Origin of the sequence: Kribbella sp. NPDC051952 (assembly GCF_040680855.1) — a bacterium.
Classification (GTDB): Bacteria; Actinomycetota; Actinomycetes; order Propionibacteriales; family Kribbellaceae; genus Kribbella.
Genome location: NZ_JBFAXQ010000010.1, coordinates 71,992 through 97,319, shown reverse-complemented (window position 1 = coordinate 97,319; position 25,328 = coordinate 71,992). Strand labels below are relative to the sequence as shown.

Genomic DNA, 25,328 nt, shown 5'->3' with positions numbered 1-25,328 from the left:
GCACCGGCCAGCCAAAGGGGAGATCTGCCGGCATGGACTCCGTAGGCATCCTTCCTCCTGACGCGCTCAGCCGCGCAGTGATCGAGATCGAGAAGCACGTGAGCAGCGCGGGCTGGGACCAGCCCGCGCAGCTGTTCGCGCTGGTCCCCACCGATGAGCTCCTCCGCGCCGAGCCCCAACTGGCGGCCGAACTCGGGGCCGAGGACGCATCCCAGCCGCTGACTCCGGTCGCCCAGGGCGAACTGCCGGGCGCCGTAGAAGACGAGCACCTGGCCGACGCGCTGGCCCGGATCGAATGGCCCGACGGCGTCAGTGGCTGCGCGTTGGCGATCGAGCGGATCGTCCTACCCGCCTCGGCCGAGGCGGGTCTGTCCAGCGTCGAGGCGGATGCCGAGCTCGCCCGGATGGCAGGCAGCGATCCGCGCCGCCACGAGGTTCGGATGGTCGCCGCCGTGCTCCGCGAAGGCGACCGGTTCGGTGCGGTCCGGCTGCGCTCCCATGACGAGGACACCGCCGTACTGACCGGCATCGACTTGGTCCCCACGCTGTGCGAAGTACTGTCTTTGACATTCGAGCCTTCGGTCGGCATCCGGCCGGGCGAGGGCCCTGGGGTCGACGGCATGAGTGACGACGAGGAGAACCGATCATGAGTGACGGCGTCTACGACATGCCGGAGGAGCCGCGGAGGACGCGGCGAACAGGCGGGCGTCCCCGGGCCCTGCTGCCGACGATCGCCACCCTGATCGTGCTGCTGATCCTCTTCAGCGTCTTCACCGACGTCTGGACCCAGCGGCTCTGGTACCGCTCGGTGGACCTCGGTTCCGTGTTCAGCACGGTGCTCGGCACGCGAGTCCTGCTGTTCGTAGTGGTCGGCCTGCTGATGGCCGTCGCGGTCGTCGCGAACATCGTGGTCGCCTTCCGCACCCGCCCGCGGGTCGCCCTCGCGCCGTCGCCGAGCCCCGGCTTCGAGCGGTACGGCGATCTGCTGCAGCAGCGCGGGAAGATCGCCATCGGTGTGGTCGCGGCCCTGATGCTGGTGTTCGGTGGCTCGGCCGCGTCGGGCGAATGGAAGGTGTTCCTGGCCTGGCGGAACCGAACGTCGTTCGGTGTGAACGACCAGCACTTCAACAAGGACATCTCGTTCTTCGTCTTCGACTACCCGTGGCTCCGCGTCCTGCTGGGCTTCGGCTACTCGATCGTGCTGCTCTCCTTGGTCGCCGCGATCATCACCCACTACCTGTACGGCGGTTTCCGCCCGTCCGCCAAGGGCCAGAAGGCCTCCGGTGCGGCGCAGGTCCAGTTCTCCGTGTTGCTCGGTCTGCTCGTCCTGCTCAAGGCCTTCAGCTACTGGCTGGACCGGTTCGGTCTGACGACGTCCGACGGCAGGCTGTTCACGGGTATCTCCTACACCGGTGACAACGCGGTTCTGCCCAGCAAGGAGATCCTGGCGGTCATCGCGGTCCTGTGCGCGGGCTTGTTCTTCGCGAACGTGGTCCGCCGCACCTGGCTCCTGCCCGGTGTGGGCACGGTCGTCCTGATCCTGTCGGCGATCCTCCTCGGCGCCCTGTGGCCGGCCGCGCTGCAGCAGTTGCGCGTCCGTCCGAGCGAGCCGGTGCGTGAGGGGCCGTACATCGCCAAGAACATCACGGCGACGCGGCAGGCCTACGGTCTGGAGCGGACGCAGGTCATCAACTACCCGGCGCTGACGACGGCGAAGCCGAGCGAGCTGCTGGCCGACACCGAGGTGCTGCCGGGCATCCGGCTGATCGACCCGACGGTGGTCGGCCCCACCTTCGAGCAGTTGCAGCAGGTCCGCGGTTTCTACTCGTTCCCGACCGATCTGGACGTCGACCGCTACAAGGTCGGCACCAAGGTGAACGACACCGTGATCGCGGTCCGCGAGGTGCAGATCGACCGGCTGCCCGCCGGCCAGCGCAACTGGAACAACGACCACACCGTCTACACCCACGGGTACGGCGTCGTCGCGGCGAACGGCAACCAGCGTGCACCTGACGGAACGCCGGTGTTCTCCGAGAAGGACCTGCCGCCGAAGGGTGACCTCGGTGACTACGAACCGCGGATCTACTTCGGCGAGCAGTCTCCGGACTACTCGATCGTCGGTGGACCGAACGGCGGCCAGGCGGTCGAGCTCGACACACCCGAAGGCAAGAGCGGCGGCGACCCGACCCTGAACACCTATCAGGGCAAGGGTGGTGTGGGGCTCGGATCGTTCGGCAACCGGTTGCTCTACGCAACCAAGTTCCGGGACGCGAACATCCTGCTTTCCAGCCGGGTCAACACCGACTCGAAGATCCTCTACGACCGCACTCCGCGCGAGCGGGTCGAGAAGGCGGCGCCGTGGCTGACTCCGGACGGTGACCCGTACCCGGCGATCGTCGACGGCCAGGTCGTCTGGATCGTCGACGGCTACACCACCACGGCGAACTACCCGTACTCCGAGAAGGTCGCCCTGGACGAGAGCACCCGGGACACGACGACCGGTCGTGGCACCATCGCGCAGCAGCCGAGCGAGCAGATCAACTACATCCGCAACTCGGTCAAGGCCATCGTCAACGCGTACGACGGATCGGTCGAGCTGTATGCCTGGGACGAGAGCGACCCGATCCTGAAGACGTGGATGAAGGCGTTCCCGGGCACGGTCAAGCCGCGCTCGGACATCTCGCCGCAGCTGATGTCGCACCTGCGCTACCCGGAGGACATGTTCAAGGTCCAGCGCGACCTGCTGGCCAAGTACCACGTGACGGACGCGACCACCTGGTATCAGAACAGCGACCTGTGGCGTGTCCCGGCTGACCCGACCGCGGTGACGTCGAGTGATTCGTCGGCGCAAGTGAAACAACCTCCCTTCTACCTCTCGTTGCGGATGCCCGGTCAGACCGAGCCGAAGTTCTCGCTGACCTCGGTCTACGTGCCGAACGCGGAACGGGAGAACCTGACCGCGTTCATGGCCGTCGATTCCGAGGCTTCATCGCCGGACTACGGCCAGTTCCGAATACTGCGATTGCCCGGCAACCTGCAGATTCCTGGCCCGGGACAGGTGTTCAACAAGTTCCAGACCGACGAGGGCATCAGAACGGCGTTGCTGCCGATCAACCAGCCGTCCAGCGGCGCCAGAGCCCAGTTCGGGAACCTGCTGACGCTGCCGCTCGGCGGTGGTCTGCTCTATGTCCAGCCCGTGTACTCGGTCCGGACGAGCGGGCCTGGTAGCTACCCCGTCCTGCGGTACGTGCTGGTGTCCTTCGGTGATCGTGTAGCCTTCGGCGCCACATTGTCGGAAGCGCTGACCAAGGTCTTCGACACCAACGTCCAAACCAATGAACAACCCGGCGGTACGACGACTCCGCCGAACAACCCAACGCAGAACCCAACGGTCACGCAGGCGCTGGCCGAAGCGCAGGCCGCGTACACAGCGGCACAAGATGCTCTGAAGGCCGGCAATCTGGCCGAGTACCAGTCCCAGGTGAACAAGATGAAGGCCGCGGTCGACAAGGCCATCAAGGCTGGGGCCACACCCGCGACACCGAACCCGACGACAACGCCGTCGGGCACACCGTCCGGCACTCCGTCGACGCCGGCAAATCCGACCAGTCCGCCGAGTTCCCCGACAGGCTGATCCGCAGGCCGCTTCCCGGGGCGGCGACACCGACACCAGTCGGCGTCGCCGCCCCGTTCCGTTGCCTAGGGCATCAGGTAGTGGTCTCCGGGTGGAAGCCGGCGGCGGTGTCGAGGAGGTCCTCGTCGGTGAGGCGGTCGTGGTCGATCGTCACCTCGGCCGCGACGCCCGGCTCGATGAAGTAGAACACCTCGTTCCCGGCGAGCAGACCGTCGTACCCACCGACCTTGACCGGGGTCAACGCCCAGCTGTCCGGATCCTTCTCCTCGTACTCGATCAGGAACGTCTTCAGGGCCGCGAGATCGGTCAGCTTCTCGCCGCGGAGCGTCTTGATGGTCAGATCGACCTTGAACGCACCCTCCGGATCCGGTCCGGTCTCCCAGACCCGGCTGCGGAAACTCACGTCCTCCCACTCGTACTCGAAGTCGCTCGGCGTACCGATCCCGTCGGGTAGCTGCTCGATCACGAAGCCGTCCAAGGTGCATGCCCTTTGCTCGGTCGAAGGAGGTGCCACGGAGTAACCCGAGCGCGGCCCGGGCTCACTCGCCGCGGCCACGGTGGCGGTCCAGGCGCCGAGTGAGGCGAGGACGACCGCGCTCCCCAGCACCATACGGCCCAGCACGATGCGACGGGTCGGCGGAACGACTCGGGAACGAAGGGAAGAACGCGACATGGCTGCCTCCTGGGAACCGTGACGCCTCACCTGCTGCGAGACGCCTTCGTGCCCAAGAACATGCCGTGATCACCCCAGCCCTCGACCCGCGAATTCAAAGCTGTGGATAACCGCCCGAAGTCAGTGCCCGATCATCCGATGCAACCGATGGAACGTCTGCTTGAACCCGAGCCGCGGCCAGGTCCGCGACGACAACAGATTCGTCACCCGCCAATCGGTCACCACCGACGTGTACCCGGTCGTCGCCGCCCACTGCAGTACCGCTTCGCCCAACGCCCGCCCGGCGCCGTGCCCCCGAGCCGACGGCAGTACGGCGGCGAATCCGAGAAAGCCGGCGTTGTCCGGCCGAGCCAACCCGCTGTGCGAACTCGACTTCTCCAGCGAGCACCCGACCGCGGACCCGATCACCTGACCGTTGTACTCGGCAACAAAGCTCGCGTAGTCCTGGTCGTCGATCGACTCCTCCCAATCCGCCACTGCCTCCTCGAGGGTCGGCAGCTCCCCGGTGGCGAACACCGGCGACAGACCCTGGTGCTGGGGCAGTGCCAGATCGAGCTCCGCGAGTACTGGAATGTCTTCGCGGACGGCTCGACGGACCAGCAGATCCGGAGGCGGCAGGAGGAGAGTTGTCGGGGCGGGCCGGACCGCGTGCGCATGCTGCGAGCCGAACGCGAGCCGGAACCACGCATCCAAGAGCTGTGGGTCATCCGGGACCAGCGCGTAATGCGCGATCCGACCGTCGTCGACCCACTTCGTTGCCGCGGCAGCGTACAAGTCACGAATGTGTTCAGGCTCACGTACGGCGTGACCCGCGGCCTCGACCCAGATGTTCGGCCCCCAGACCGGCGACTTCTTAGGTGCCCCCAGCACGTATCCGGTCAGTTCGCCGTCCTCGATCATCACCGCACCAGAGGCGCTCTCGCTCTCCCACAGGGCCGTCACTTCGACCAGGGCGAGCAGTTCGTCCTCGTAATCCGCCGGAAGCAGAGGGTGGCGCTTGCGATGTTCCTTGTGCCGCTGCGCGAGCAGACCGGCGGCCGCACCGAGATCCGTGGCCTCGAACGGCCGGATGACGTGTCTGGACATACCCGGACGGTACGCCGCTCGCCCGGGTGGCGGAACGGGTTTTCACCAGGTCAGAGCCACACCGGGAACCGATTTGGTTGCTCGGCCCAGATCCTCTAAACTAAAGACACAACGGCGCGGGGTGGAGCAGCTCGGTAGCTCGCTGGGCTCATAACCCAGAGGTCGCAGGTTCAAATCCTGCCCCCGCTACCACAGAAGGCCCGGACCAACAGGTCCGGGCCTTCGTTTTGTTGTGCCGTCTGACCTGCGGTTCTGCGCAGTCCTGGTCGGCTGTCAATCCATCAGTCGGGATCGCCTGGATGGCCATCGGCCGACGCCGTCCGCAGGCATCTAGTGTCGGACCGCGCCACGGGTACCCAGTGGCTTGATTATCTCTCGCGTGATGTGGACATGAGCGGAGAACTGGCACCAAGGTTCAACCCTGCATACAGACGAGTCCTTGCCCGGTGATCTTGCCGGCGATGTCGTGTCCTCCCTGATGCCAGGCGCGGGACCTCTCGTCAAGCGCATGTTGGAGGCGGTCGCCAGCGAGTGGAGCAAGAATCGGTCGCAGGCGCTCAAGGCGGCAGTGGCGACCTCCGGACTGACCCGGGAGGATCTCGCCCAACGGATCGCAGAGAAACCCGAGCTGGTCCCACTCGTGACGCGCCTCCTTTATGAGGCATCAATGACTGCGCGAGATCCGCGATCGGTATGTGTTCGTCCAACAGATGGAGCAACCGGAAGACGAGACCCCCGAGACCGATGAGATGCAGACCGCTCGCAGACTGTCCGCGCGCCTCCAAGTGAACGAGGAGGCATTGGTGTTCGGGCTCGTAAGGCTGTCGAATCAGGGCTTCGTCACGTTCACATCGGTTCTATCTGGCGAGCGGTTCACAATCACCGAGTTGGGACGACTCCTTTACGACGCCCTAGAGCCCGCCTTGTCCACGAGGCGATTGGACCGTGCGGTGATCGTGTCGGGGTGCAGCGGTCGACCTTCCGGTCCGACCATGACGTAGTCGTGGTTCGGGTAGCTGTCGCCAAACGCCTCTCGCTCTTCGTTCATCCGGCCGATGTAGCTGCGCAGGTGGCGAACAGTGAAGCTGTCGAGCGAGATGTCGCGCTGGCTCGATTCGGACTTGCCGTCTGACGCCTCGGCTCGTCCACGCACCACCACCCGAGTGTCTTCGATAGTCAACGCGCCCGCGTCCAAATCGACCATCTTTCCCTCGACGCCGGCCAGCTCAGATCGGCGCATTCCTGTAGTTGCCGCGAGCACCCACATTCCGTCATAGCGATCTCGGAGGGCGACGAGTAGAAACGCGCCAAGTTGTGGCGGGGTCCAGATCGCGTGCTGCTTCTTTGCTGAACGTCGGCCGCGCTCCCTTGGGCGGCAATTTCGCGAGGCAGAGGTCCAGCGCCGTCGCGTTCGTCGTTGAGCCAGCGAGCCGGTTGTAATGGATGCAGAATCGCTCATTCTGAACCTCGAATCGGTTCCCGAGAATCCGTGGGCCGCGACAGGGAGTCAAGGAACAATGGGGATCGAAAGTGTATTCACTGAAACTCTGATGAACGGGGAGATTCCGTTAGGCACATGTAACGTCGTCGTGGGCCCAGCTGAATTTCAAGACGAGTGGTCCAGGACTCGAGCGACTCGGCGGCCAGGTTACAGATTCGGGTAGTGCCGATGCCTGATACCCGGGCCCTAATGCGCCGTGGACCGCTGCCGCCAGAGCTCGTAACCGGTAACGAGGCTGACGCGACTGCCCTTTGATCTAACTGTGTTGGGAAAGCCACTGCTGCGTCATAAAGTCATGAAATGGCAAGAGCACACACAGGCAAGATGCCGAGTGACCAGGTTCTGCGCTGGGCGGCCGAGGCGGTTGGCGGGACGAGCGTCGTTTCGTCCGAGGGCCTGACCCGCGGCGAGCACCGCCCTTCGGGCACGTTCCGCCTGGGAATCGAAGGACCGGCGGCCCGGACCAGGGACGTGATCTTGAAGGTCCCTGTCCGGGGATGGATCGCTGCCGCGTGGGTGATTACGAACGCACGCGCGCTTCAGTTGGCCGAGACTCATGGCCTGGCCGCGCCGCGGCTGATCGCTGCGGATCTCGACGGGAAGGCGAGCGGAACCGTCGCCACCCTGGAGACCTTCCTGCCCGGCAGCGCCGGTCTCTCGCCGACGGTTTCGGTCGCCCGGCTCCGCGAAGCGGGAGCGGCCCTTGCCAGGGTCCACGCCTTCAGGCTGGTTCCGCAGGCCCACCTGCCATACCGGCCGCGGCCGTGCGCCGTCGACGACCGCGCCGATGAACGCTTGCGGGGCCTGATGCCGACCACACCTTTGCTGCAGCAGGCCGACGAGCGGGTCAGGTCGCACGGGATGCCGGCAGTCGCGTCGGTGTTCGTGCATGGTGACGCCTGGGGCGGCAACATGCTGTGGGAGGGTGACCGTTGCGTTGCGCTGATCGACTGGAATACAGCCGGGGCCGGTAATCCGGGCGTCGATCTCGGCAGCCTGCGGATGCAGATGACCCTTCAGTACGGCCAGGACGCGGCGGCCCATGTGTTGGAGGGCTGGGAGCGGCAGGCGGGCCGGGAGGCAGTCGGCGTGCCCTACTGGGATGCCGTGGCCGCGCTGAACACGCCGACAGTGATGGACGGTTGGGCGGGATTCGCCGACGACGGTAGCCTCCTGGGCGCCGCTGCCGTCACCGAAAGGCGCGACGCTTTCCTTCGCACCGCTCTCAGTCAGTGGTCATAAAGTGGTCGCGCATGCCGAATCGACGCTGCTCTCCACTTGGGGGCCTGTAAGGGGATGCAGTACACGGGCGGAGTCGCCGCGCCTGGTTGTGTAGTTGCCACTGGTGGGATCGGAGACCGTCAGCCCACGTACCCAGATCCGTACCCAAGGCGATCCAGGACCCGCCCGATCGGATGAGACGTAGGGGACAAACTGGACGGCGATCAGGTCGAGTACACGCAGTTCTCGACACACTCTGTTGCGCCTGAGACACCGCCCGGGCCTTCGCTTTGCTGTATGACCTGCTGACTCCTCCGTGCTTCAGGACGCCTGGGAGTATGTGTCCACAGATCTCCACGCCCGACTGATGCAGCGTTAGTGGGTCGGGCTTCCGTCTTGAGGGGGACATGGAGAGCGGAGGCGGGGATGGCGGAGCGGGACAAGGCGTTCGTCGAGTTCGTGGAGGCGGCGCTTCCGTCGCTACGGAGGACGGCGTACCTGATCGGCGGCGACCGGCACAAGGCGGACGACGTGGTCCAGGAGACGCTCTACAAGCTGTACCTCGCCTGGCCGAAGGTGCAACGGGCCGGCAACCCGTTCGCCTACGCCCGCCGGATGCTGGTCAACGTCGCGTACGACGGTGGCCGGCGCCCCTGGCGTCGTGAGGTCACCATCGCCGAGCTCCCGGAGTACGCCGTCAAGGGCGGCGACTTCGCGGCTGGGCACGCTGACCGTGACGAAGTGCTCGAAGCGCTGCGAGCACTGGCGCCACGGCAGCGTGCCTGCGTTGTCCTTCGGTACTACGAGGATCTCTCGATCGCGCAGACCGCGGAGATCCTCGGGTGCTCGGAGGGAACGGTGAGAAGCCAGGCGACCCGCGGCCTCGAGACTCTCCGCAAGGCCATCGATCGGCGACGGAGTCCGGCGCTGTGAAGGAGAACGAGATGGAAGACACCCGCGAGGTCAGCGCTGAGCTCCACCGTCTGGCCGACGCCGCACCAACGAATCACTTCGACACCGCGACCGTCCTCACCCGAGGCCACCGTGGTCTGCGGCGCCGCCGCTTCCTGGGCGTGGGCGGCACCATCGCCGGCGTCGCCGCGGCAGCCCTCGCCGTCACCCTCATCCCCAATCTCACTGGAACCGGCAACGGCGATGATCCCGGCGTGGCCGCCACCCAGACCGAGAACTCCCAGTTCAGCCCGGTCCCGGGCGTCCCCCGCGGCGAGGACGGCGCCGGGCAGCGGATCTCCAAGCAGGAGGCCGAACGCCGCTGTGCCCTGCGGTATCCCGATGCGAAGAAGTCGCTGACGGATGGCACCGGCTTCCGGTCCGTGAGCTCGCACTCCTACGATCTGAAGAGTGGGCAGCAGAAAGGCGGAGGGGTGGTGCTGAATTCCTCGAGCCCCTTCTTCTGCATGATCCCCGGCGGCGACAAGCCGTCCGCTGCGCTGGTCGCCGCCGCGAAGGCGGATCCTCTCCCGAAGAACGAGGCCGACCAGCTTCGCAACTGCTCGGTGAACGCATGGGTCGATATGACCAAGTGGCACATCGTGGTCTCCGACCGCCTGGCTCTGACCGAGAAGAACTACCGCGGATTCAGCCGCGAAATGCTGATCGCGGTCTCGCCGTCCGGCAAGACGGCAATCGCCTGCCAGTTGCCGGTGGACGTAGTTCGGGGCGCCGGCTTCGGCTGGGGGGTCACAGCCCTGCGCCTCGACGACCTCGGCACGGACTACCCCCGGATCCCGTGGCCGGACGGCACCCAGGGCAAGGAGATCGCCGCGATTCTTCCCGAAGGCACGGACTGCAACGGCAACGTCTGTGGCCGGTCACTGCCCACCGGCTGGGGCCAAGCACCGGCGAACACCGCCAAGGTCGTCGTACAGATCGGCTCCGGTCCGGCGTACGAGTCGCCGCTCAAGGACGGCTGGTTCACCTTCACCGTGATGGACAAGCACAGCCACACCAATGCCGAGCCGTTGAAGGTCAGGGCGTACGACAAGGACGGAAAGCTCCTCAGCAAGCTCTACCCCGAGAAGTAGCCACCCCGCCGGCCCGGGATCCCCCGGGCCGGCCTCGGCTGATCCGTACCCGTACGGCTCCTGCTTACGAGGCGATGATGACCTTGAGGGCTTCTTGTTCGGCGGCGTTGGCGAAGGTGTCGTAGGCCAGTTCGAACTGGCCGAAGGTGAAGCGGTGGGTGACGAACTTCTCCGGGGCGATGGCACCCTTCTTGATGTCGTCGAGGAGTTCTGGTGCGGTGATCGCGTTCACCAGGCCGGTGGTGATGGTGAGGTTGTTGATCCAGTGCCGCTCGATCGGGAACTGCACACTCTCACCGTGTACGCCGATGTTGGCGACATGCCCGCCGGGCCGTACTGACTCCAGCGCGGTGCCGAAGGTTGCGGGCACACCCACCGCCTCGATGGCGACATCTACGCCCAACCCGTCGTGGCTGAGTTCCTTCAGGGCCTCCACGACATTCTCGCCGGCTTCGATCGTCTCGGTCGCCCCGAAATCGCGGGACTGATCGAGCCGGAACTTGTTGGTGTCGACGGCGATGATGCTCGCGGCACCGGCGGTGCGGGCGGTCATGATCGCGGCGAGCCCGACCGGCCCGGCGCCGATGACGGCGACGACATCCCCGCTCTTGACGGCACCGTTCAGTACGCCGATCTCGTAACCGGTCGGGAGGATGTCGCTCAACATGGTGCCCTGCTCGGCCGAGACTCCTTCGGGGAGCGGGATCAGGCCGTTGTCGGCGTACGGGACGCGCACGTACTCCGCCTGGGTTCCGTCGATGAGGTGCCCGAAGATCCAGCCGATGCCACCGAGGGTCTTGCAGTGCGAGGGCAGGCCGGCCTTGCAGTAGTCGCAGGTCCCGCACTTGCTGATGCAGGAGATGATGACCCGGTCGCCGACCTTCACGGTCTTGCAGCCGAGGCCGATCTCGGTGACCACGCCGACGCCTTCGTGGCCGAGGATCCGGCCGTCGGTGACGGCAGGTACATCGCCCTTGAGGATGTGCAGGTCGGTGCCGCAGATGGTGGTGACCTCGACCTTGACGATCGCGTCGGTCGGGTCCTTGATGACGGGATCCGGGACGTCTTCCCACGCTTTCGTGCCAGGTCCGTGGTAAACGAGGGCTTTCATCGCAACTCCTTGTCTCGTTGGCCAGTCGGCACCAGGAGCGCACCGGCGTTGAACGGATAGTCACCCCGCAGCACCACCGCGCCGGTCTCAACTTGAGACGACGCCATCGGGCCGGCGAGGTGCCTCAAATCGAGACACCCTCGAGGGTGAGAAGGGGCAAAGCTGGTCGCATTCGGGATGCACCCGGAAGGAGCTGCCCATGACCACCATCGATGCCGATGCTCACAGCGCCCCAGAGGTACGGGCCCAACCTGCCGCCGAGGCCGCGGTCCCGGTGGCGACCGGAGACCCGTCCCTGATCGGTCTCCCCAGTTTCATCGCGGGATCGGTCGCACTCGGTCTCGTCCTGGTCGGCTACGTTCCCGCGGCGGCGGTCGGAGCGTCGCTTCCTATCATCCTCGCGGCGACCGGCCTCGGCCTGCTGGTCGCGGGCATCTGGGCGGCAGGTGTCGGTCAGAGTGCGGTAGCCGGAGTGTTCGGCATCTTCGCCGGGTTCTGGCTGAGCTACGGGATGCTCGTCCTGGGCCTGACGCACAACTGGTTCGGCATCGTCGCCGCGGATGCCCTTCATACACAGGGCCTGTACCTGATCTCCTGGCTGGTGGTGATCGGAATGCTGACCCTGGCGACACTCCGACTGCCGGTGGCATACACGCTGCTGTTCGCGTTGATCGAGATCGCTCTGGTGCTGGTGCTCGTCGGCACGCTGCAGCAATCGAGCGGTGCGTTGAAGGTCGCCGGTGTGGTGGTCTTCGTCTTCGCCGCGTTGGGTGTGTACCTGTTCTTCAGCTCGGCTTCGCAGGCGACCGGCGGTAAGGCGCTTCCGCTCGGACAGCCGCTGCTGCACGGCTGACCCACCTCTGTCGACGGTCCGGATCTGCTGGTCCGGACCGTCGTCTTGCTACGGTCATGAGATGCGGGTGGTGCTATCGACGTACGGCGGACGTGGCGATGTCGAGCCGATGGTGGCCTTCGCCGTGCGGTTGCGAGAACACGGTCGACCTGGCCAACGGTCAGCGCGAGGTACTGCCTGAGGTGGCGGAGGGGTGCGATCTGCTGGTCGCGACCGGTGTGCCGGCGGTGGTGGGCGGAGCTCGGTCGATCGCCGAGAAGCTAGGTATCCCTTGGATTCACGTGACCTTCCAGCAGCTCATCCTGCCGTCGCCGTACCGTGCCCCGCAGACCTACCCGGGCCAGGAGTATCCGTCGGACGTGACGGACATCCCGACGCTGTGGAAGCTCCACGACCAGTACCTGAACACGTTGCTCGGTGAGGCCATCAACACCAACCGCGACGCGTTGGGGCGGCAGCATGCCGATGACGTCGTCGACGGACTTGTCGAGTGCTGTCATTGCGGCGGTGCGCGCGAATGGCCGGCGTGCGGTGTTGATGCGCGGATGGGCCGACCTGTCCGCTGTTGACGGACAAGAGGACTGTTTCGTCGTCGGTGAGGTCAACCATCACGAGCTCTTCCCGCGGATGGCCGCGGTCGTTCACCACGGCGGCGCCGGTACGACGGCAACGTCCGCGCGGGCCGGCGTACCGCAGGTTGTCGTACCGCAGGGCGCGGACCAGCCGTACTGGGCGAGCCGCGTCGCCGAGCTGGGAATCGGCGTAGCTCATGACGGTCCGAACCTGACCGCAGAGTCGCTCACGACCGCACTCGAGAACGCCATGGCGCCCGAAACCACCGAACGTGCGGGCGCCATGGCGAAACGAGCCAGCACCGACGGCGCGGTGCTGGCAGCGAATCTGTTGCTCAAGCAGGCTTGAAGATCAGCGGCGGCGCCCCCACTTGCCGCCGGCGCCGACGCCGGCCAGGTGAAGGGCGATGCACAACAGACCGGCCATGAGCAGGGTCTGGGGCGTGAACGCGTCGCTGGCCTTGATGTTGGCCCAGTCGAGGATGAGTGCCAAGCCGAAGATGACGGCAGCGATGATCGCGAACATCGGGGTGCTCCTTAATGGGGCGGGCAGAGGTGTGTCCGGTACCCAGGCGCAATCCTTCAGAGTCGATATGTCGGATAATAGATGAACCTATTGCATAGGAAACCCTTGGGCGCTACCGTCGGGGGATGACTCAGACGCTGACGAATGACGCACATCGCCACCTGGGCATCATGCCCGCGTTCCCGTTCTACGGTGGGCCGCCGGCCAACCCGGACGTGCTGGCCCGGGCAACGCCGGCCGAGCTGATCGAGGACCTCGACCGGGAAGGCGCCGAGCGCGCGCTCGTCCTGCCGAACTACGGAGTGCCCGACGCTTCGGTGTCGTTCGGTTTCAACCCTCTGGTCATCGAGGCCGCGGCCAAGGACGACCGGATCAGCTGCGGGCTCTGGGTGTCACCGCGGCCGCAGGATGCTGAGCTCACGGCGGAAGCACTCGCTCTGACCGGTGAGCCGGGTGTCGTAGCCCTGAAGACCAGCTTCCTGCTGGGCGGCGCGGTCGACGACCCGGACTGCCAGCCGCAGCTCGAGCAGATCTTCTCCACCGCACGCGAGCGCGGTCTCGTCGTACACATCCACACCTCGCCCGGTGCGGCCTCCGACATCGACCAGATCGGCAAGCTGGTGGATCGGTACGCCGATGACGTCAAGATTCACCTGGTCCACTTCGGCGGTGGCATGAGTGGTCACATCAAGCTGATCAGTGAGCGCTTCTTCACCTGGATCGAGGCCGGCAAGCAGGTCTACACCGACACCAGTTGGGCGATCGGCTTCGCGCCACGCTGGCTGGCGCGCGAGATCGAGCGGCGCGGGATCGGCCAGGACCGAGTGCTGTTCGCGAGTGACGAGCCATGGGGTGACTACGTCGGCGAGGTCCACCGCCTGAGCGAGGCAGCCGGAGACGGCGAGCTGGCCAACCTCTTCCTCCGGGACAACTTCACCGCGCTCTACGGCTCCTGAGGCGTCAAACAGCGAGGCGAACCCGCCCGGTTACTTGACGGCGAGTTCGCCGAGCTCGGACCAGTCGTCCTGGGGAACCTTGAAGTTCACGATGCGGGGCGTCTCCACCAGGTGCGGCGGGAGGTCCTGCTGCGCGGCCTTGAAGTGGTCCGAGGTGACGTGGGCAGTGGCCGCGTCATCGTCGGCGAAGGCCTCGACCAGGACGTACTCGTTGGCGTCGTCGACCGAGCGGGACCAGTCGAACCACAGGCAGCCTGCCTCGCCCCGGGTGGCGGCGGTGAAGGCCGCGGTGATCGACGGCCAGTTCTCGGCATGCTCCGGCTTCACGCGGAACTTGGCGGTGATGAAGATCATGGCCGACAACTTAGCGCAGCCACACCGCCAGCGGAGTCTCAATCTGCGACCTGTCAGAACCCCAGTTGCTGTCGCAGCGACTCGAGCGTGTGTGCCGACTCCAGCGTCCGCTCCGTGTCCGCACTGGCCACTGCCTGCGCCAGTGCGTCTGTGGCGACGATTGTCGTCAGCATCTCCGCGGTGATGCCGGTGACTGTGTTCGGCACGTGGATCGCGACCGTCACGTCGCCGGCCAGTCGTTCGGCCACGAGTTGCTCGCTGAGCAGGATGATGGCGGCCCCGACGGCTCGCGCCCGGTCGATCACCACCTCGGCGTCGATGGTGATCCGGCCCGGCGCGATCACGATCACCACGTCGTCCGGGTCGATCGCCAGTAGGTCGTCGGCGAGCCGGAACCCGGCCGTGGTGATGCACCGGCTGCGCAGCCCGAACCGATTCAGCTTCAGGGCCAGGTGCTCCGCCGCGACATAGTTGGCCCCGAATCCGTACGTCGACACTTCGCGCGCGTCGAGCAGCAGCCGGACCGCCTCCTGGAAGGCGTCCATCGACATGTGCTGGTTCAGGAACTCGATCCGCTCGATCGACTCCGTGATGACCCGGTCCCAGACGTGCTTCGGGTCGCCGCCGGTCGACTCGATCCGGTTCCGCAGCCGCTCCTGGCGGTGTGCGGTCGTGAATGGCGACGCAACCAGGTCCTTCAGCTCGGCCAGACCGGCGTACCCGAGTGACTGGAGGGTGCGGACCACGGTGGCGTTGCTGGTCTTGCTCGCTTGGCCCAGTTCGGCCGCGGACAGATAGAGCAACCGCTCCGGCGACATCTCCGACAGCGAGCGGCAGACCGCGCGAGAGGCCGGGGTGAACTCGTCCCAGTGCTCCCGGATCCGGCGGCGGAGCTCGGCGATCGCGGGATTCTTCGTAACCCCTGTTACCTCATCTGGCATTTGTGTATCATCCGATCCCATCGCGTCTGTAACAAACCATCCAAGCCAGTCAATTCTGTAACACATCGTAAAGGAAGCTGATGCATACCTTCTATCAGCGTGGTGCGACGCCGATCTTTGCGTCTCAGGCGGATCAGCGGCTGCATTACTGCCTCTACGTTCCGGAGCGGCTGACGGATGGTGACCGGGCGCCGCTGGTGGTGATTCAACATGGGACCGCGCGGTCGGCGACGAACTACCGCAACCAGTTGAAGGAGTGGGCCGAGGACCAGGGCGCGGTGGTCCTGACGCCGATCTTCCCGGCCGGGCTGGTGGATCCGACCGACCTGCACAACTTCAAGTTCATCGAGTACCAGGGGATCCGGTTCGACCGGATGCTGCTGGCGATCGTGGACGAGGTCGCGGACCGGTTCCCGGTGGCGACCGAGAAGTTCTATCTGCACGGGTTCTCCGGCGGCGGGCAGTTCACGCATCGGTTCCTCTACCTGCATCCGGAGCGGCTGGCCGCGGCGTCGATCGGGGCGCCCGGGCGGATCACGCAGCTGGACGACACATTGCCGTGGTGGCTCGGGACGAAGGGGTTCGAGGACAAGTTCGGGCAGTCGATCGACTTCGAGGCGCTTCGCCGGGTGCCGATCCAGCTGGTGGTGGGATCGGAGGACGTGGAGACCTGGGAGATCATGAACCGCGGTGAGTCGAACTGGATGGACGGCGCCGAGCTGACCGGCACCACCCGGATCGAGCGGCTCCGCACGCTGGAACGCAACTACCGCTCCCACGGCCTCGACATCACTTTCGACCTGATCGAAGGAGCCGCCCACTCAGGCCGCAAGATCCTCCCCGCGGTAGAACGCTTCTTCACAGCACAACTCAAGAACCGGTGAGGCCCAGGTAGGTCAGGACGGCCAGGACTCGGCGGTTGCTGGTGTTGTCGTCGGTGAGGCCGAGCTTGGTGAACAGGGATGTGGTGTGTTTGCTGATGGCGCTCTCACTCAGGAAGAGTCGTTGCCTGATCGCCTGATTCGAGAGCCCTTCGGCCATGAGTCCGAGCACGTCACGTTCGCGCTCGCTGAGACGGTCAAGGCGCTTGTTCGACGTACCACTCGACAGCAGCTTCGAGATGACCGCCGGGTCCATCGCAGTCCCACCTGCTGCAACCCGCTCCAGCGCGTCGATGAACTGATCAGCCTCGAACACGCTCTCCTTCAGCAGATACCCGACGCCGCTGGCCCCGTCGGTCAGGAGCTCACGTGCATACAGCTGCTCGACGTGCTGCGACAAGATCAGCACCGGCAACCCAGGCACCTGCCGCCGGGCGGCGAGCGCAGCCTTCAGCCCTTCATCCGTCTGCGTCGGCGGCATCCGTACGTCGATGACCGACACATCCGGCCGCCACTTCAGCAACGCGTCGAGCGTCTCCGGTCCGGTGCTCGCGGTCGCCACGATCTCGTGACCGTACGCCTGGATCAGCCGGACCATCCCGTCCCGCAACAGGTAGAGGTCTTCGGCTACAAGGATTCGCATGGCACCGTCATCCTCGCACGCGTCGGCCCACCCACCGGGCTGCTGAACTCCAGCGATCCGTCGAACGCGGTCAGCCTCCGCTGCAGTCCCGCAAGCCCACCACCCGGCGCAACCGAACCGCCGCCCTGCCCGTCATCCTCGACCGTCGCCACGATGCCGGTGCTGTCGAGAACAAGAGTGATCTGAGCGTGCGAGGCTCGCGCGTGCTTCACCGCGTTGGTCAGCAGCTCAGCGATCCCGAAGTACACAGCCGACTCGATCGGCGGATCCAGCCGTAGCTCACCCTCGGCAGCCACTGAGGTCTCGAGCGGGCTGTCCATCGCCAACGCTCGTACGGCGTCCACGAGACCACGCTCGTTCAGCACTGGCGGGTTGATCCCGCGCACCAGTTCACGCAACTCCGACAACGAGGTCGCGGCGCCGACCCGCGCCTCGCGCAGCAGCGCTTTCGCCTGCCGCGGATCCGTCTCCATCAGCTTCTCCGCCGTCGCCAGCGACAGCCCGAGAGCGACCAGCCGAGCCTGCGCGCCGTCATGCAGATCCCGCTCGATCCGCCGGATCTCCGCGGCCTGCGCGATCGTCGCGTCGGCACGCTGCGCCGTCAGCTCCTCAACGCGATTCACCAACGCCATCGACGACGTGGGCCGCAAGAACCGCAGAGCGACCGGCCCGAAAGCCCGCCACGCGTACGGCGAACTCACCACGGCCACCACGAGCCCCGCCACACCGATCACCGGCTTCGCCTGAGCGAACCCAACGACCGCAACCACGATCCCAGCCGGCGGAACCGCAGCGGCCAGTCCGGCCGTCATCGCGAGGATCGCCGCGAACCGCAGATCACGCCAGTTCGCCGGATCGGTCCACCGCACCCGCATCGCCAGATCCTTCTCGGCGTCCCGGCGACTGCGCTCGTACGAGTACCCGTTCCACCAGTAGCCGGTCGACAGCTGCGTCACCGCCCCAAGCTCCCGATACCCGGCCGGGATAACCGCCCCCGTCCACCGGGCCACGAGCGAGCGAGCCATCCGGCAGACCGGCCGGAGCAGCAGCCCGGTCCCGACCACGGCCCAGACCAGCGGCGCGAACCAGGTCCACGGGTTCTTCCACCAGATCGCGATCAGTACGGCGGACGCCCACACGGCCGGCACCAGCGCGCTGACCACCAGAACGACGCACGCCCGGACGAACCCGACGCCGGCACTCCTGACCATCACAAACCCTCTCCTTCATCACGGTTGGTGATTTCACTCTGCATCACCCGCACCGCGAAATCGGCTCGATCGGCACCGAAGTAGGGCTAGCCCCACCCAACCGTGCGTCCAGCCGCATACCGCGCCGTACTCGCACTTTCTAGCGTCGAAGCATGCCGCAAACAACGACTCTGCCCGACACCTCCCGGACCCAGCGACTGTGGTTCGTCGACAATCTGCGCGTCCTGTTGATCTCGCTCGTGGTCGTCCACCATGTCGCGTGTATCTACAGCGGGCTCGACGCCTGGTACTACACCGAACCGCCGACCAGCGACGCCGCCGGCCTCGGCCTGAGCGTCTTCCTGCTGGTCAACCAGTCCTGGTTCATGGGCGCGTTCTTCCTCCTCTCGGGCTACTTCTCGCCCGCGTCGTACGACCGGAAAGGCCCGCGCGCGTTCCTCCGCGACCGGCTGATCCGGCTGGGCATCCCACTGCTGATCTTCTACTTCGCGATCAACCCGGTCCTGGCTCTCGGCAGCGGCGACAGCTACCTGCACACGATCGGCAGCGGGCCGCTCTGGTTCGTCCTCGCGCTGCTTCTTCTCGATACGTCGTACGCCGTCTTCCGGCACCTGACCCGCCGGCCCCAGAGTCGGACCCAGCGCCGGACCCAGAGCCGGACCCCGCGGCCGCTCACGTTCCGTGCGGTGATCGCGTTCATCCCGGCGCTGGCCTTGGCCACCTTCGCGCTGCGGGTCGTGATCCCGATGGGTGTCTCGGTACCGATCATCGACTTCCCGACCAGCGGCTACCTGCCGCAGTACGTCAGCTTCTTCGTCCTCGGGACCGCGGCGTACCGACGCGGCTGGCTCACTGCCACCCCCGCCCGACTCGGCAAGCTCGGACTCGGCCTTGCCGTCGGCGGAACGCTGGTCTTCCTCCCGCTCGCGCTGACAAACGGACCCGACGCGTTCCTCGGCCACGGCACGGTCAACTCGCTGTTCTACGCGCTGTGGGACTCGACCTTCGCGGTGGGCGTGGTGCTTGCGCTGCTCACCCTCTTCCGCCGGCGCTTCAACACCCAGGGACCGGTACGGCGCTACCTCTCGACGCACGTGTTCACCGTGTACGTGATCCACGCGCTCGTCGTGACCGCGGCCGGGTACGCGCTGCGCGGGGTGGACCTGCCGTCGCTCGAGAAGTTCGCGATCGGTGCAGTCGTGGTGCTGCCGGCCTGTTTCCTGCTCGCCGGTCCGGTCCGGCGGATTCCCGGCGTACGGCGGGTGCTCTGAACAGACATCAGCCGCTGGTGCCCGGCGTGGGCAGCAGCGGCTGACGGTGGTACTCGAGCGACCTGAACAGGTTGTCAGGCAGCTTGGGGAACGCGGGTGCGGCTCTTCGCGGCCCAGACGGCGCGGCGCAGCTTGGCCTTGTCCGGGTAGCCGGCGGCGCAGCCGATCACGTAGACGTCGTGGCTGCGCATGTTGACCATGCCGGCCACGTACCAGACCGGGCTTCCCTCGGCCAGCATGGTGATGATCATGTTCCTGACGGTGCTGTCGATCGTTGCGGTGGTGTTCATCCTGACCCTCTCCCTTGGTCGCTCTTACTGATACGTCGACCCAGGGCGGCCAGAATCGACACACCTCGACAAAGAAGTTTTGGCCGCAGAAAACAGAACGCCCCGGCCAATGACCGGGGCGCTTGTCCGTGTGGGTCCCGGGGGGAGTGGGACCACCACACGTTGGGGGGGACTTTGACGTTAACCCGGCGAAGGGGTCATGTGCACCTTTTCGTCCACTCTGGAATACCCAACCGGCGAACGGTGCGGATCCTGCGCTCAGTGGTTCGTCTTGCGCCGGTACAGCGTTGTCGCCAGCACGAACGAAAACAGGAGCAGACCACAACACCACGCGAGCGCGATCCAGCCGGTGTTGCCCATGGGTGTTCCGATCAAAAGACTACGGACAGTCTCGATCACCGGGGTGATCGGCTGGTGTTCGCTGATCGGACGCAGCCAGCTCGGCATCGTCTCCGGCTGCACGAACGCGCTGCTCAGATATGGCAGGAACAGCATGAAGAAACTCAGTGTGCTGGCCGACTCGACCGTCTTCGCGATCACGCCGAGACCGGCCGCCAGCCAGGAGAGCGCGAGTACGTAGAGCAACAACAACCCGATCGTGCCGAGCCAGTCGAGCACGTTCCCGGACGGACGGAATCCCATCGCGAACGCGGCCAGGATCACGATCGCCGTCGAGGTCGCGTTGCGGGCGACGCTCGCGGTGACATGTCCGGTCAATACGGCGAAACTGCGGATCGGCAGCGAGCGGAGCCGGTCGATCATCCCGCTGGTCATGTCGTCCGCAACCACCATCGCCGTCGAGGAAGCGCCGTATCCGGTGGTGAGCAGCAGGATCCCCGGGACGACGTAGTTGATGTACTCGGTGCCGGTGTTGATCGCGCCGCCGAACACGTACACGAACAGCGCCATCATCAGCAGCGGCAGGAGCAGGGAGACGAAGAGGGTGTCGACGTTGCGTCGCGCCAGCCGAACACTCCGGTCGATCATGGTCGACGCATCCGAGAACGCGGCGGCAACTCCTTGATGGGACATCAGGGCTCCTAGGCGGTGAGTGCGAGGAAGACGTCGTCGAGGGTCGGACGGTGCGATGAGACCCGCTCGGGCTGCAGTCCGTTGTCGCGGAGTACGTCGAGGACGTGATGCAGATGCGCCGCCGTCCCGTCGGAGGGAAGTCCGAGCACGAGGTCCTCGACTGCCACGGCTCCACTCTCTCCGCGCAGGGTGGCTGTTGCTTTCAGCAACTCAGGTTCGCTGGTGAAGCGGAGTTCGATGCGTTCGCCACCGATCTGGGCCTTCAGGGCGTCGGCGGTGCCGGTGGCAACAATCCCGCCGCGGTCGAGCAGCACGATCCGGTCGGCGAGCCGGTCCGCCTCCTCGAGGTACTGCGTGGTCAGCAGGATCGTCGTACCGTCGCGGACCAGGTCGCCGATCGCGTCCCACATCGTCGAACGGCTGGCCGGGTCGAGTCCGGTGGTCGGTTCGTCCAGGAAGATCACCCGCGGTCGTGCGATCAGGCTCATCGCCAGGTCGAGCCGCCGCCGCATGCCGCCCGAGTAGGTCTTCACCCGCCGGTCCATGGCGTCGATCAGCCCGAACTGTTCCAGGAGTTCCCCGGTCCGGCGCCGTGCCCCCGGCTTACCCAGGTGCATCAGGCGGCCGACCATGACCAGGTTCTCCCGGCCGGTCTGGTTCTCGTCGACCGCGGCGTACTGCCCGGTCAGGCTGATCACCCCGCGGACCTGGGCCGGCTCGCGGAGTACGTCGTACCCGGCGACGGTGGCGTGGCCGGCGTCCGGCTTGGTCAGCGTGGTCAGGATGCGCACGGTGGTGGTCTTGCCGGCACCGTTCGGACCGAGCAGCGCGAGCACGGAACCCTCCGGGACCCGCAGGTCGACACCGGTCAGCACCTCGGTCGTGCCGAACGACTTCCGCAGTCCGGCTGCTTCGACGATCATGGCCCCTCCTGTAACTGCGTATTAGATACGCTAAATAGCGTAGCAGGTACGCAGTAAGGCTTGGCAAGCCCTAGACTGAGCCGGTGGAGAAGAACGAGCTGCCGGCCGATGTCGCGGCGATGTGGCGGTTGCGGGAGCCGCCCCGGCGCGGGCCGAAGCCGTCGCTGACCCTCGACGACATCGTCCGGGCGGCGATCGAGCTCGCCGACGCGGAGGACCTCGCCGCGGTCTCGATGGCGCGGGTGGCCGAGCGCCTGGGCAACTCGACGATGGCGCTGTACCGGCATGTGAAGAGCAAGGACGAGCTGCTCGTGATCATGTCGGACGCGGCGCTCGAGCGTCCCGAGCCGATGCCGGCGGACGTGGACTGGCGGACCGGGCTGACGTTCTGGGCGGACGGCGTACTCACGGCGATCCGCAAGCACAAGTGGTACGCGAAGCTCCCGATCTCCGGGCCACCGGCTGGGCCGAACAACCTCGCGTGGTTCGACTCCGCGCTCGGCGCCTTGAAGGACACGGGTCTGCCGGAGCCGGCGAAGGTTGGCGTGGTGATGGGCCTGATCACCTATGTCCAAGGCGAGATCCGCGTCGCCTTCGACCTCGCCGCCGGGTACGCCGAGGATCCGTCCGCCTTCACCCAGTTCGGCAGCACGCTCGCCCGCGTCGTCGACCCCCGCGTCTATCCCGCCGTGTCTCGCCTGGTCGAAGCCGGGGTCTTCGACGAGGTAGGCAGTTTCGAAGAGGACAACGAAGCCGACTTCGACTTCGGCCTACAGCTCTATCTGGACGGGGTGGCCGCCTTTATCGAGAGAGTTAAGCGAGGGTGATGAGCGCGTCGGCGGCTGCGGCTGTCGCGGCGATCAGTTGAGCGTTGCGCTCGTCGGACCCGAACGTGCGTTCGTGTGCTTCCTCCGCCGATCGACCGTAGCGGCGATGCCGGGCCTCCAGCCGCTCGTGCCGCACTTGCTCCGGCACCGCGACATACCAGCACTGGTCGACAAGCGTACGAACAGTTGCCCATGGCATCTCGTCGAGAAGCAGGTAGTTGCCTTCGGTCACCACCAGCGTCACCTCCGGCGCCACCCCGATGCTCGCGGCAATCGAATCCTCCAGCCCGCGGTCGAAGCGGGGCGCCCAGATCTGCTCATCCGATGCCTCCTTCAACCGTCGGAGCAAGGCAACAAACCCATTCCCGTCAAAGGTATGCGGCGCGCCCTTCACATCTGCCAGGCCCAGCTCCTCCAGCACCGACTGCGCCAGGTGATACCCGTCCATCGGCACCAGCACGACCTTGTAGCCGTCAGCGGTGAGCTTCGCCGTCAGCTGCTCGGCGTACGTCGACTTTCCAGCCGCCGGCGCCCCGGTGATCCCGAGAATCGACCGCTCGCCGCGGGTGGCGAGCTCAACAGCAAGGTCATAGGCGGCAGCCGGATCCAGTGTGCGCACCCGTCGATCCTAGGAGGTCCTCGTCAGCCCCCGCCCATTGTGCGCAAGTCCAGATCACTCTCATGCTGCTCCCGAACCAACCGCCGCGCGATCGACCCAGCCGCCTCGAGCTGCAGAGTCTGTGCCCCCTCGGGCAACCGGAACCCGAGCGCGGTCACGGTATCCAGGCAACGGGCACTCCCCAGGATCGCCCAACCAGTACGCGCCGCTGGCGACAGGTCCAGGTCCTCAGCCAGCACGAGTTCGTCCCCGATCCAAGCCCGCGTACTCGTCTGCAACGCCCCACCGACTTCGCCGTGTCGGCCGAGTACGAGTGACTCCCGCACCTCGGCCGTACACCGCGGGTCGAGACGGATCGACGACGTCCTCACGACATCCGCGTCCGCGGACACGACGAACGGTTCGCCGTACCACACCAGACTCGCCCCATCACTCAGCCGAATATCCACATCCCATCGCGCCGACCCGCCACGCATCCCATACGCAACCGTCCCGGCCGTCTCGATGATCTCGACCCGCAGCTGCCCCGTGACCGCGATCTCGATCTGCACCTGATCACCAGCCAGGAGCAGTGCACCCGCCGCCACCAACGCGACCCGTACAACGCCCGGCGGCCCGGGCAGCCGACGCGGTGACAGATGGTCAGTCCTCAGCACACACCGATCACGGACCGGATCGGCTGTGATCTCAATGCGCGTGGGCATGAGTGTGCGTGATCAGCTCGCCGTCCTCGCCGACGTGCGAGTGCGGAGCCATCGGACCGGGATCGACAGGCGTGTGCTCACCACTGCGGACCACCTGGGTCATCGACAACACCCACTCCTTGAGCCGGGCGACGGAGGCGGAGTCCGTGTGAGAGAGCGCCAGTACCGGCTTCCCCGCACGCGCAGCCTCCGCGTCCCGCACCATCTGCTCGACGTCGACTCCGACGTACGGTGCGAGGTCAGTTTTGTTGACAATCAGAAGGTCTGCACGCGCGATCCCCGGACCACCCTTGCGCGCGACATCACCACCTCCGGCCACGTCGAGCACGAAGATCTGCGCGTCGACGAGCGCGGGGGAGAAGGTGGCGGTCAGGTTGTCGCCGCCGGACTCCACGAGTACGACGTCCAGCGGCGCGAAGTCGCGTTCGAGGTCTTCGACCGCGATCAGGTTCGGCGTCACGTCGTCGCGGATCGCGGTGTGGGGGCACGCGCCGGTCTCGACCGCGCGGATCCGCTCGGGATCGAGTACGCCGGCCGACCGGAGCAAGCGTGCGTCCTCGTCGGTGTAGATGTCATTGGTGATCACGCCGAGGCTGAGCTGATCGGAGAGCTCGCGGCAGACAGTCGCGATCAGCGAACTCTTCCCCGTACCCACCGGCCCGGCGACGCCCAGCCGGAACGATCGTGTGGTCTCAAGCATGGAACAACCTCATTCTCTCGATGGAGTGGTTCTGCGCGAACAGGTCGATCAACGGTGCGCCGTGCGCGGGAATCTTCTCGATCTCGGTCAGCGGTGCCACGTCGGTTACGAGTCGCTCGATGTCGTCGTGCAGATCGGCGACCCAAGCCGCCGCGTCCGCCGGATCCACGGGCAGCAGCTTCAGCGATGCCGCGACGACCGTCTGAACGTCGTCGTACGCAACGACCCGTGCGACCTGCTCCGCCGACATCCCGGTCACCGCTCCGATCACCCCGACCACGATCGGCCGAGGAACCTCGCTGTCGGCCGGCAGATACGCCAGGATTTGCGGCCAAACCCGGGCCGCCAACCGCAAGTACGCCCGCCCCTGCCGCCGTGAAACGCCACGCAAGACATCACTCGGCGTACGAGCCGCCCAAGCCTTCTCGACCGTATCCAACTGGCGTGCAGTCTCCTGGTGCCAGCCCGGGAGTGGACTGCCGCCCGTCGTCGCGGCCCGTGGATCCTGGTGGGAGGCGGATAGGCACAGGTGGCGGGACACGACGGCCACGGCTGCTTCGACCCGGGTGACAGTGCGCACCCGGTCTCGTGCATAGGTGACGACATCCGCGAGTTGCTTGCCCTCGGCACCCAATCCGGCCCGCACCGCCGGCTCCAGCCCGGCCGACTGCGTATGCCCACCGGTAGGCAACCGCGCGTCCGCCAGCATCAACGCGACCACCTCGGGCGAGGTCGTCCGACCCATCGGCGCGTT

General features: G+C 66.3%; 28 protein-coding genes and 1 tRNA gene. 13 read left to right on the top strand and 16 right to left on the bottom strand.

The features are described from left to right. Nucleotides 1-32 precede the first annotated feature (32 nt). Both AB0L70_RS20030 and AB0L70_RS20025 read left to right on the top strand, forming a co-directional pair. Nucleotides 33-650, top strand: coding sequence for a PPA1309 family protein (locus AB0L70_RS20030; RefSeq protein WP_363686093.1), 618 nt, complete (start codon nt 33-35; stop codon nt 648-650). Next, nucleotides 647-3,634 carry a UPF0182 family protein gene (locus AB0L70_RS20025; protein ID WP_363686091.1) on the top strand — a complete coding sequence of 996 codons (2,988 nt, stop codon included), beginning with the start codon at nt 647-649 and terminating at the stop codon, nt 3,632-3,634. The genes AB0L70_RS20030 and AB0L70_RS20025 overlap by 4 nt, the downstream gene beginning before the upstream one ends. A gap of 73 nt (nt 3,635-3,707) precedes the next feature. Here the strand turns inward: AB0L70_RS20025 and AB0L70_RS20020 are convergent, their stop codons facing one another. Next, nucleotides 3,708-4,244 (bottom strand): hypothetical protein, encoded by a 537-nt coding sequence (locus AB0L70_RS20020; protein ID WP_363686089.1) that lies wholly within the window; start codon nt 4,242-4,244, stop codon nt 3,708-3,710. Between the two features lie 183 nt (nt 4,245-4,427). Next, nucleotides 4,428-5,393 carry a GNAT family N-acetyltransferase gene (locus tag AB0L70_RS20015; RefSeq protein ID WP_363686087.1) on the bottom strand — a complete coding sequence of 322 codons (966 nt, stop codon included), beginning with the start codon at nt 5,391-5,393 and terminating at the stop codon, nt 4,428-4,430. Nucleotides 5,394-5,508: 115 nt separating this feature from the next. Here AB0L70_RS20015 and AB0L70_RS20010 point away from each other — a divergent pair. Continuing rightward, nucleotides 5,509-5,585, top strand: a tRNA-Met gene (locus AB0L70_RS20010). A 709-nt stretch (nt 5,586-6,294) separates the two neighbouring features. Here AB0L70_RS20010 and AB0L70_RS20005 read toward each other — a convergent pair. Beyond that, nucleotides 6,295-6,852: a tyrosine-type recombinase/integrase gene (locus AB0L70_RS20005; protein ID WP_363686085.1), complete on the bottom strand. Its 558-nt coding sequence runs from the start codon at nt 6,850-6,852 to the stop codon at nt 6,295-6,297. 342 nt (nt 6,853-7,194) lie between these two features. On the opposite strand from AB0L70_RS20005, the gene AB0L70_RS20000 reads away from it, so the two are divergent. The 3 genes from AB0L70_RS20000 to AB0L70_RS19990 all read left to right on the top strand — a co-directional run bounded on the left by AB0L70_RS20000 (nt 7,195) and on the right by AB0L70_RS19990 (nt 10,160). Then, nucleotides 7,195-8,136: an aminoglycoside phosphotransferase family protein gene (locus AB0L70_RS20000; protein ID WP_363686083.1), complete on the top strand. Its 942-nt coding sequence runs from the start codon at nt 7,195-7,197 to the stop codon at nt 8,134-8,136. A gap of 405 nt (nt 8,137-8,541) precedes the next feature. Next, entirely contained in the window at nt 8,542-9,048 is a 507-nt protein-coding gene (locus AB0L70_RS19995; RefSeq protein ID WP_363686081.1) for a SigE family RNA polymerase sigma factor, read from the top strand. Between the two features lie 11 nt (nt 9,049-9,059). Then, on the top strand, nt 9,060-10,160 hold the full coding sequence (locus tag AB0L70_RS19990; RefSeq protein ID WP_363686079.1) for a hypothetical protein: 1,101 nt from the start codon (nt 9,060-9,062) through the stop codon (nt 10,158-10,160). A gap of 64 nt (nt 10,161-10,224) precedes the next feature. On the opposite strand, the gene AB0L70_RS19985 is transcribed toward AB0L70_RS19990, so the two are convergent. Beyond that, entirely contained in the window at nt 10,225-11,271 is a 1,047-nt protein-coding gene (locus AB0L70_RS19985) for a zinc-dependent alcohol dehydrogenase family protein (RefSeq protein WP_363686077.1), read from the bottom strand. 199 nt (nt 11,272-11,470) lie between these two features. Between AB0L70_RS19985 and AB0L70_RS19980 the strand changes: the two genes are divergently transcribed. From AB0L70_RS19980 to AB0L70_RS19970, 3 genes are all read left to right on the top strand, one after another. Next, nucleotides 11,471-12,124, top strand: a complete 654-nt coding sequence (locus AB0L70_RS19980; RefSeq protein WP_363686075.1) for a GPR1/FUN34/YaaH family transporter — start codon at nt 11,471-11,473, stop codon at nt 12,122-12,124. A gap of 98 nt (nt 12,125-12,222) precedes the next feature. Continuing rightward, nucleotides 12,223-12,693: a hypothetical protein gene (locus AB0L70_RS19975; protein ID WP_363686073.1), complete on the top strand. Its 471-nt coding sequence runs from the start codon at nt 12,223-12,225 to the stop codon at nt 12,691-12,693. Then, nucleotides 12,662-13,045 (top strand): glycosyltransferase, encoded by a 384-nt coding sequence (locus AB0L70_RS19970; RefSeq protein WP_363686071.1) that lies wholly within the window; start codon nt 12,662-12,664, stop codon nt 13,043-13,045. The genes AB0L70_RS19975 and AB0L70_RS19970 overlap by 32 nt, the downstream gene beginning before the upstream one ends. Before the next feature lie 3 nt (nt 13,046-13,048). On the opposite strand, the gene AB0L70_RS19965 is transcribed toward AB0L70_RS19970, so the two are convergent. Next, nucleotides 13,049-13,222, bottom strand: coding sequence for a hypothetical protein (locus AB0L70_RS19965; protein ID WP_363686069.1), 174 nt, complete (start codon nt 13,220-13,222; stop codon nt 13,049-13,051). A 125-nt stretch (nt 13,223-13,347) separates the two neighbouring features. On the opposite strand from AB0L70_RS19965, the gene AB0L70_RS19960 reads away from it, so the two are divergent. Then, on the top strand, nt 13,348-14,178 hold the full coding sequence (locus tag AB0L70_RS19960; protein ID WP_363686067.1) for an amidohydrolase family protein: 831 nt from the start codon (nt 13,348-13,350) through the stop codon (nt 14,176-14,178). Nucleotides 14,179-14,208: 30 nt separating this feature from the next. On the opposite strand, the gene AB0L70_RS19955 is transcribed toward AB0L70_RS19960, so the two are convergent. Together AB0L70_RS19955 and AB0L70_RS19950 are read right to left on the bottom strand one after the other, a co-directional pair. Continuing rightward, nucleotides 14,209-14,532: a putative quinol monooxygenase gene (locus AB0L70_RS19955; RefSeq protein WP_363686065.1), complete on the bottom strand. Its 324-nt coding sequence runs from the start codon at nt 14,530-14,532 to the stop codon at nt 14,209-14,211. A gap of 53 nt (nt 14,533-14,585) precedes the next feature. Continuing rightward, nucleotides 14,586-15,473 (bottom strand): MurR/RpiR family transcriptional regulator, encoded by an 888-nt coding sequence (locus AB0L70_RS19950; RefSeq protein WP_363686064.1) that lies wholly within the window; start codon nt 15,471-15,473, stop codon nt 14,586-14,588. Nucleotides 15,474-15,553: 80 nt separating this feature from the next. On the opposite strand from AB0L70_RS19950, the gene AB0L70_RS19945 reads away from it, so the two are divergent. Further along, nucleotides 15,554-16,357 carry a PHB depolymerase family esterase gene (locus AB0L70_RS19945; protein ID WP_363686063.1) on the top strand — a complete coding sequence of 268 codons (804 nt, stop codon included), beginning with the start codon at nt 15,554-15,556 and terminating at the stop codon, nt 16,355-16,357. Here the strand turns inward: AB0L70_RS19945 and AB0L70_RS19940 are convergent. Together AB0L70_RS19940 and AB0L70_RS19935 are read right to left on the bottom strand one after the other, a co-directional pair. Then, nucleotides 16,344-16,997, bottom strand: a complete 654-nt coding sequence (locus tag AB0L70_RS19940) for a response regulator transcription factor (protein ID WP_363686061.1) — start codon at nt 16,995-16,997, stop codon at nt 16,344-16,346. The two genes, AB0L70_RS19945 and AB0L70_RS19940, sit on opposite strands and share 14 nt — an antisense overlap. Then, nucleotides 16,982-18,208, bottom strand: coding sequence for a histidine kinase (locus AB0L70_RS19935; protein WP_363686059.1), 1,227 nt, complete (start codon nt 18,206-18,208; stop codon nt 16,982-16,984). The genes AB0L70_RS19940 and AB0L70_RS19935 overlap by 16 nt, the downstream gene beginning before the upstream one ends. Before the next feature lie 152 nt (nt 18,209-18,360). Between AB0L70_RS19935 and AB0L70_RS19930 the strand changes: the two genes are divergently transcribed. Next, a complete protein-coding gene (locus AB0L70_RS19930) occupies nt 18,361-19,479 on the top strand; it encodes an acyltransferase family protein (RefSeq protein ID WP_363686056.1) in 1,119 nt (372 codons plus the stop codon). A gap of 74 nt (nt 19,480-19,553) precedes the next feature. On the opposite strand, the gene AB0L70_RS19925 is transcribed toward AB0L70_RS19930, so the two are convergent. The 3 genes from AB0L70_RS19925 to AB0L70_RS19915 form a co-directional block, all read right to left on the bottom strand. Beyond that, complete coding sequence (locus AB0L70_RS19925; RefSeq protein WP_363686054.1) at nt 19,554-19,769, bottom strand: hypothetical protein; 216 nt, start codon at nt 19,767-19,769, stop codon at nt 19,554-19,556. A gap of 258 nt (nt 19,770-20,027) precedes the next feature. Next, nucleotides 20,028-20,801: an ABC transporter permease gene (locus AB0L70_RS19920; protein ID WP_363686052.1), complete on the bottom strand. Its 774-nt coding sequence runs from the start codon at nt 20,799-20,801 to the stop codon at nt 20,028-20,030. An 8-nt stretch (nt 20,802-20,809) separates the two neighbouring features. Beyond that, entirely contained in the window at nt 20,810-21,724 is a 915-nt protein-coding gene (locus AB0L70_RS19915; protein ID WP_363686050.1) for an ATP-binding cassette domain-containing protein, read from the bottom strand. A gap of 83 nt (nt 21,725-21,807) precedes the next feature. Between AB0L70_RS19915 and AB0L70_RS19910 the strand changes: the two genes are divergently transcribed. After that, nucleotides 21,808-22,551, top strand: coding sequence for a TetR/AcrR family transcriptional regulator (locus AB0L70_RS19910; RefSeq protein WP_363686048.1), 744 nt, complete (start codon nt 21,808-21,810; stop codon nt 22,549-22,551). On the opposite strand, the gene AB0L70_RS19905 is transcribed toward AB0L70_RS19910, so the two are convergent. The 4 genes from AB0L70_RS19905 to AB0L70_RS19890 are packed head-to-tail and all read right to left on the bottom strand — an operon-like array spanning nt 22,538 to nt 25,319. Further along, nucleotides 22,538-23,170 (bottom strand): nucleoside/nucleotide kinase family protein, encoded by a 633-nt coding sequence (locus AB0L70_RS19905; RefSeq protein WP_363686046.1) that lies wholly within the window; start codon nt 23,168-23,170, stop codon nt 22,538-22,540. The genes AB0L70_RS19910 and AB0L70_RS19905 overlap by 14 nt on opposite strands. 23 nt (nt 23,171-23,193) lie before the next feature. Continuing rightward, nucleotides 23,194-23,826, bottom strand: a complete 633-nt coding sequence (locus AB0L70_RS19900; RefSeq protein WP_363686044.1) for an urease accessory protein UreD — start codon at nt 23,824-23,826, stop codon at nt 23,194-23,196. A gap of 31 nt (nt 23,827-23,857) precedes the next feature. Then, entirely contained in the window at nt 23,858-24,574 is a 717-nt protein-coding gene (gene ureG / locus AB0L70_RS19895) for an urease accessory protein UreG (protein WP_363686042.1), read from the bottom strand. After that, nucleotides 24,567-25,319 (bottom strand): urease accessory UreF family protein, encoded by a 753-nt coding sequence (locus tag AB0L70_RS19890; protein WP_363686040.1) that lies wholly within the window; start codon nt 25,317-25,319, stop codon nt 24,567-24,569. The genes ureG and AB0L70_RS19890 overlap by 8 nt, the downstream gene beginning before the upstream one ends. Nucleotides 25,320-25,328 lie beyond the last annotated feature (9 nt).

What these genes read in the sequence shown, in the direction of transcription:
- ureG (WP_363686042.1), bottom strand. Translation starts at nt 24,574, where the DNA reads ATGCTTGAGACCACACGATCGTTCCGGCTGGGCGTCGCCGGGCCGGTG.
- AB0L70_RS20020 (WP_363686089.1), bottom strand. Translation starts at nt 4,244, where the DNA reads ATGGTGCTGGGGAGCGCGGTCGTCCTCGCCTCACTCGGCGCCTGGACC.
- AB0L70_RS20005 (WP_363686085.1), bottom strand. Translation starts at nt 6,852, where the DNA reads ATGAGCGATTCTGCATCCATTACAACCGGCTCGCTGGCTCAACGACGA.
- AB0L70_RS19980 (WP_363686075.1), top strand. Translation starts at nt 11,471, where the DNA reads ATGACCACCATCGATGCCGATGCTCACAGCGCCCCAGAGGTACGGGCC.
- AB0L70_RS19955 (WP_363686065.1), bottom strand. Translation starts at nt 14,532, where the DNA reads ATGATCTTCATCACCGCCAAGTTCCGCGTGAAGCCGGAGCATGCCGAG.
- AB0L70_RS19940 (WP_363686061.1), bottom strand. Translation starts at nt 16,997, where the DNA reads ATGCGAATCCTTGTAGCCGAAGACCTCTACCTGTTGCGGGACGGGATG.
- AB0L70_RS20025 (WP_363686091.1), top strand. Translation starts at nt 647, where the DNA reads ATGAGTGACGGCGTCTACGACATGCCGGAGGAGCCGCGGAGGACGCGG.
- AB0L70_RS19970 (WP_363686071.1), top strand. Translation starts at nt 12,662, where the DNA reads ATGCGCGGATGGGCCGACCTGTCCGCTGTTGACGGACAAGAGGACTGT.
- AB0L70_RS19890 (WP_363686040.1), bottom strand. Translation starts at nt 25,319, where the DNA reads ATGGGTCGGACGACCTCGCCCGAGGTGGTCGCGTTGATGCTGGCGGAC.
- AB0L70_RS19930 (WP_363686056.1), top strand. Translation starts at nt 18,361, where the DNA reads ATGCCGCAAACAACGACTCTGCCCGACACCTCCCGGACCCAGCGACTG.
- AB0L70_RS19915 (WP_363686050.1), bottom strand. Translation starts at nt 21,724, where the DNA reads ATGATCGTCGAAGCAGCCGGACTGCGGAAGTCGTTCGGCACGACCGAG.
- AB0L70_RS20015 (WP_363686087.1), bottom strand. Translation starts at nt 5,393, where the DNA reads ATGTCCAGACACGTCATCCGGCCGTTCGAGGCCACGGATCTCGGTGCG.
- AB0L70_RS19920 (WP_363686052.1), bottom strand. Translation starts at nt 20,801, where the DNA reads ATGTCCCATCAAGGAGTTGCCGCCGCGTTCTCGGATGCGTCGACCATG.
- AB0L70_RS20000 (WP_363686083.1), top strand. Translation starts at nt 7,195, where the DNA reads ATGGCAAGAGCACACACAGGCAAGATGCCGAGTGACCAGGTTCTGCGC.
- AB0L70_RS19945 (WP_363686063.1), top strand. Translation starts at nt 15,554, where the DNA reads ATGCATACCTTCTATCAGCGTGGTGCGACGCCGATCTTTGCGTCTCAG.
- AB0L70_RS19925 (WP_363686054.1), bottom strand. Translation starts at nt 19,769, where the DNA reads ATGAACACCACCGCAACGATCGACAGCACCGTCAGGAACATGATCATC.
- AB0L70_RS19990 (WP_363686079.1), top strand. Translation starts at nt 9,060, where the DNA reads ATGGAAGACACCCGCGAGGTCAGCGCTGAGCTCCACCGTCTGGCCGAC.
- AB0L70_RS19960 (WP_363686067.1), top strand. Translation starts at nt 13,348, where the DNA reads ATGACTCAGACGCTGACGAATGACGCACATCGCCACCTGGGCATCATG.
- AB0L70_RS19995 (WP_363686081.1), top strand. Translation starts at nt 8,542, where the DNA reads ATGGCGGAGCGGGACAAGGCGTTCGTCGAGTTCGTGGAGGCGGCGCTT.
- AB0L70_RS19975 (WP_363686073.1), top strand. Translation starts at nt 12,223, where the DNA reads ATGTCGAGCCGATGGTGGCCTTCGCCGTGCGGTTGCGAGAACACGGTC.
- AB0L70_RS19965 (WP_363686069.1), bottom strand. Translation starts at nt 13,222, where the DNA reads ATGTTCGCGATCATCGCTGCCGTCATCTTCGGCTTGGCACTCATCCTC.
- AB0L70_RS19950 (WP_363686064.1), bottom strand. Translation starts at nt 15,473, where the DNA reads ATGCCAGATGAGGTAACAGGGGTTACGAAGAATCCCGCGATCGCCGAG.
- AB0L70_RS19935 (WP_363686059.1), bottom strand. Translation starts at nt 18,208, where the DNA reads ATGGTCAGGAGTGCCGGCGTCGGGTTCGTCCGGGCGTGCGTCGTTCTG.
- AB0L70_RS20030 (WP_363686093.1), top strand. Translation starts at nt 33, where the DNA reads ATGGACTCCGTAGGCATCCTTCCTCCTGACGCGCTCAGCCGCGCAGTG.
- AB0L70_RS19985 (WP_363686077.1), bottom strand. Translation starts at nt 11,271, where the DNA reads ATGAAAGCCCTCGTTTACCACGGACCTGGCACGAAAGCGTGGGAAGAC.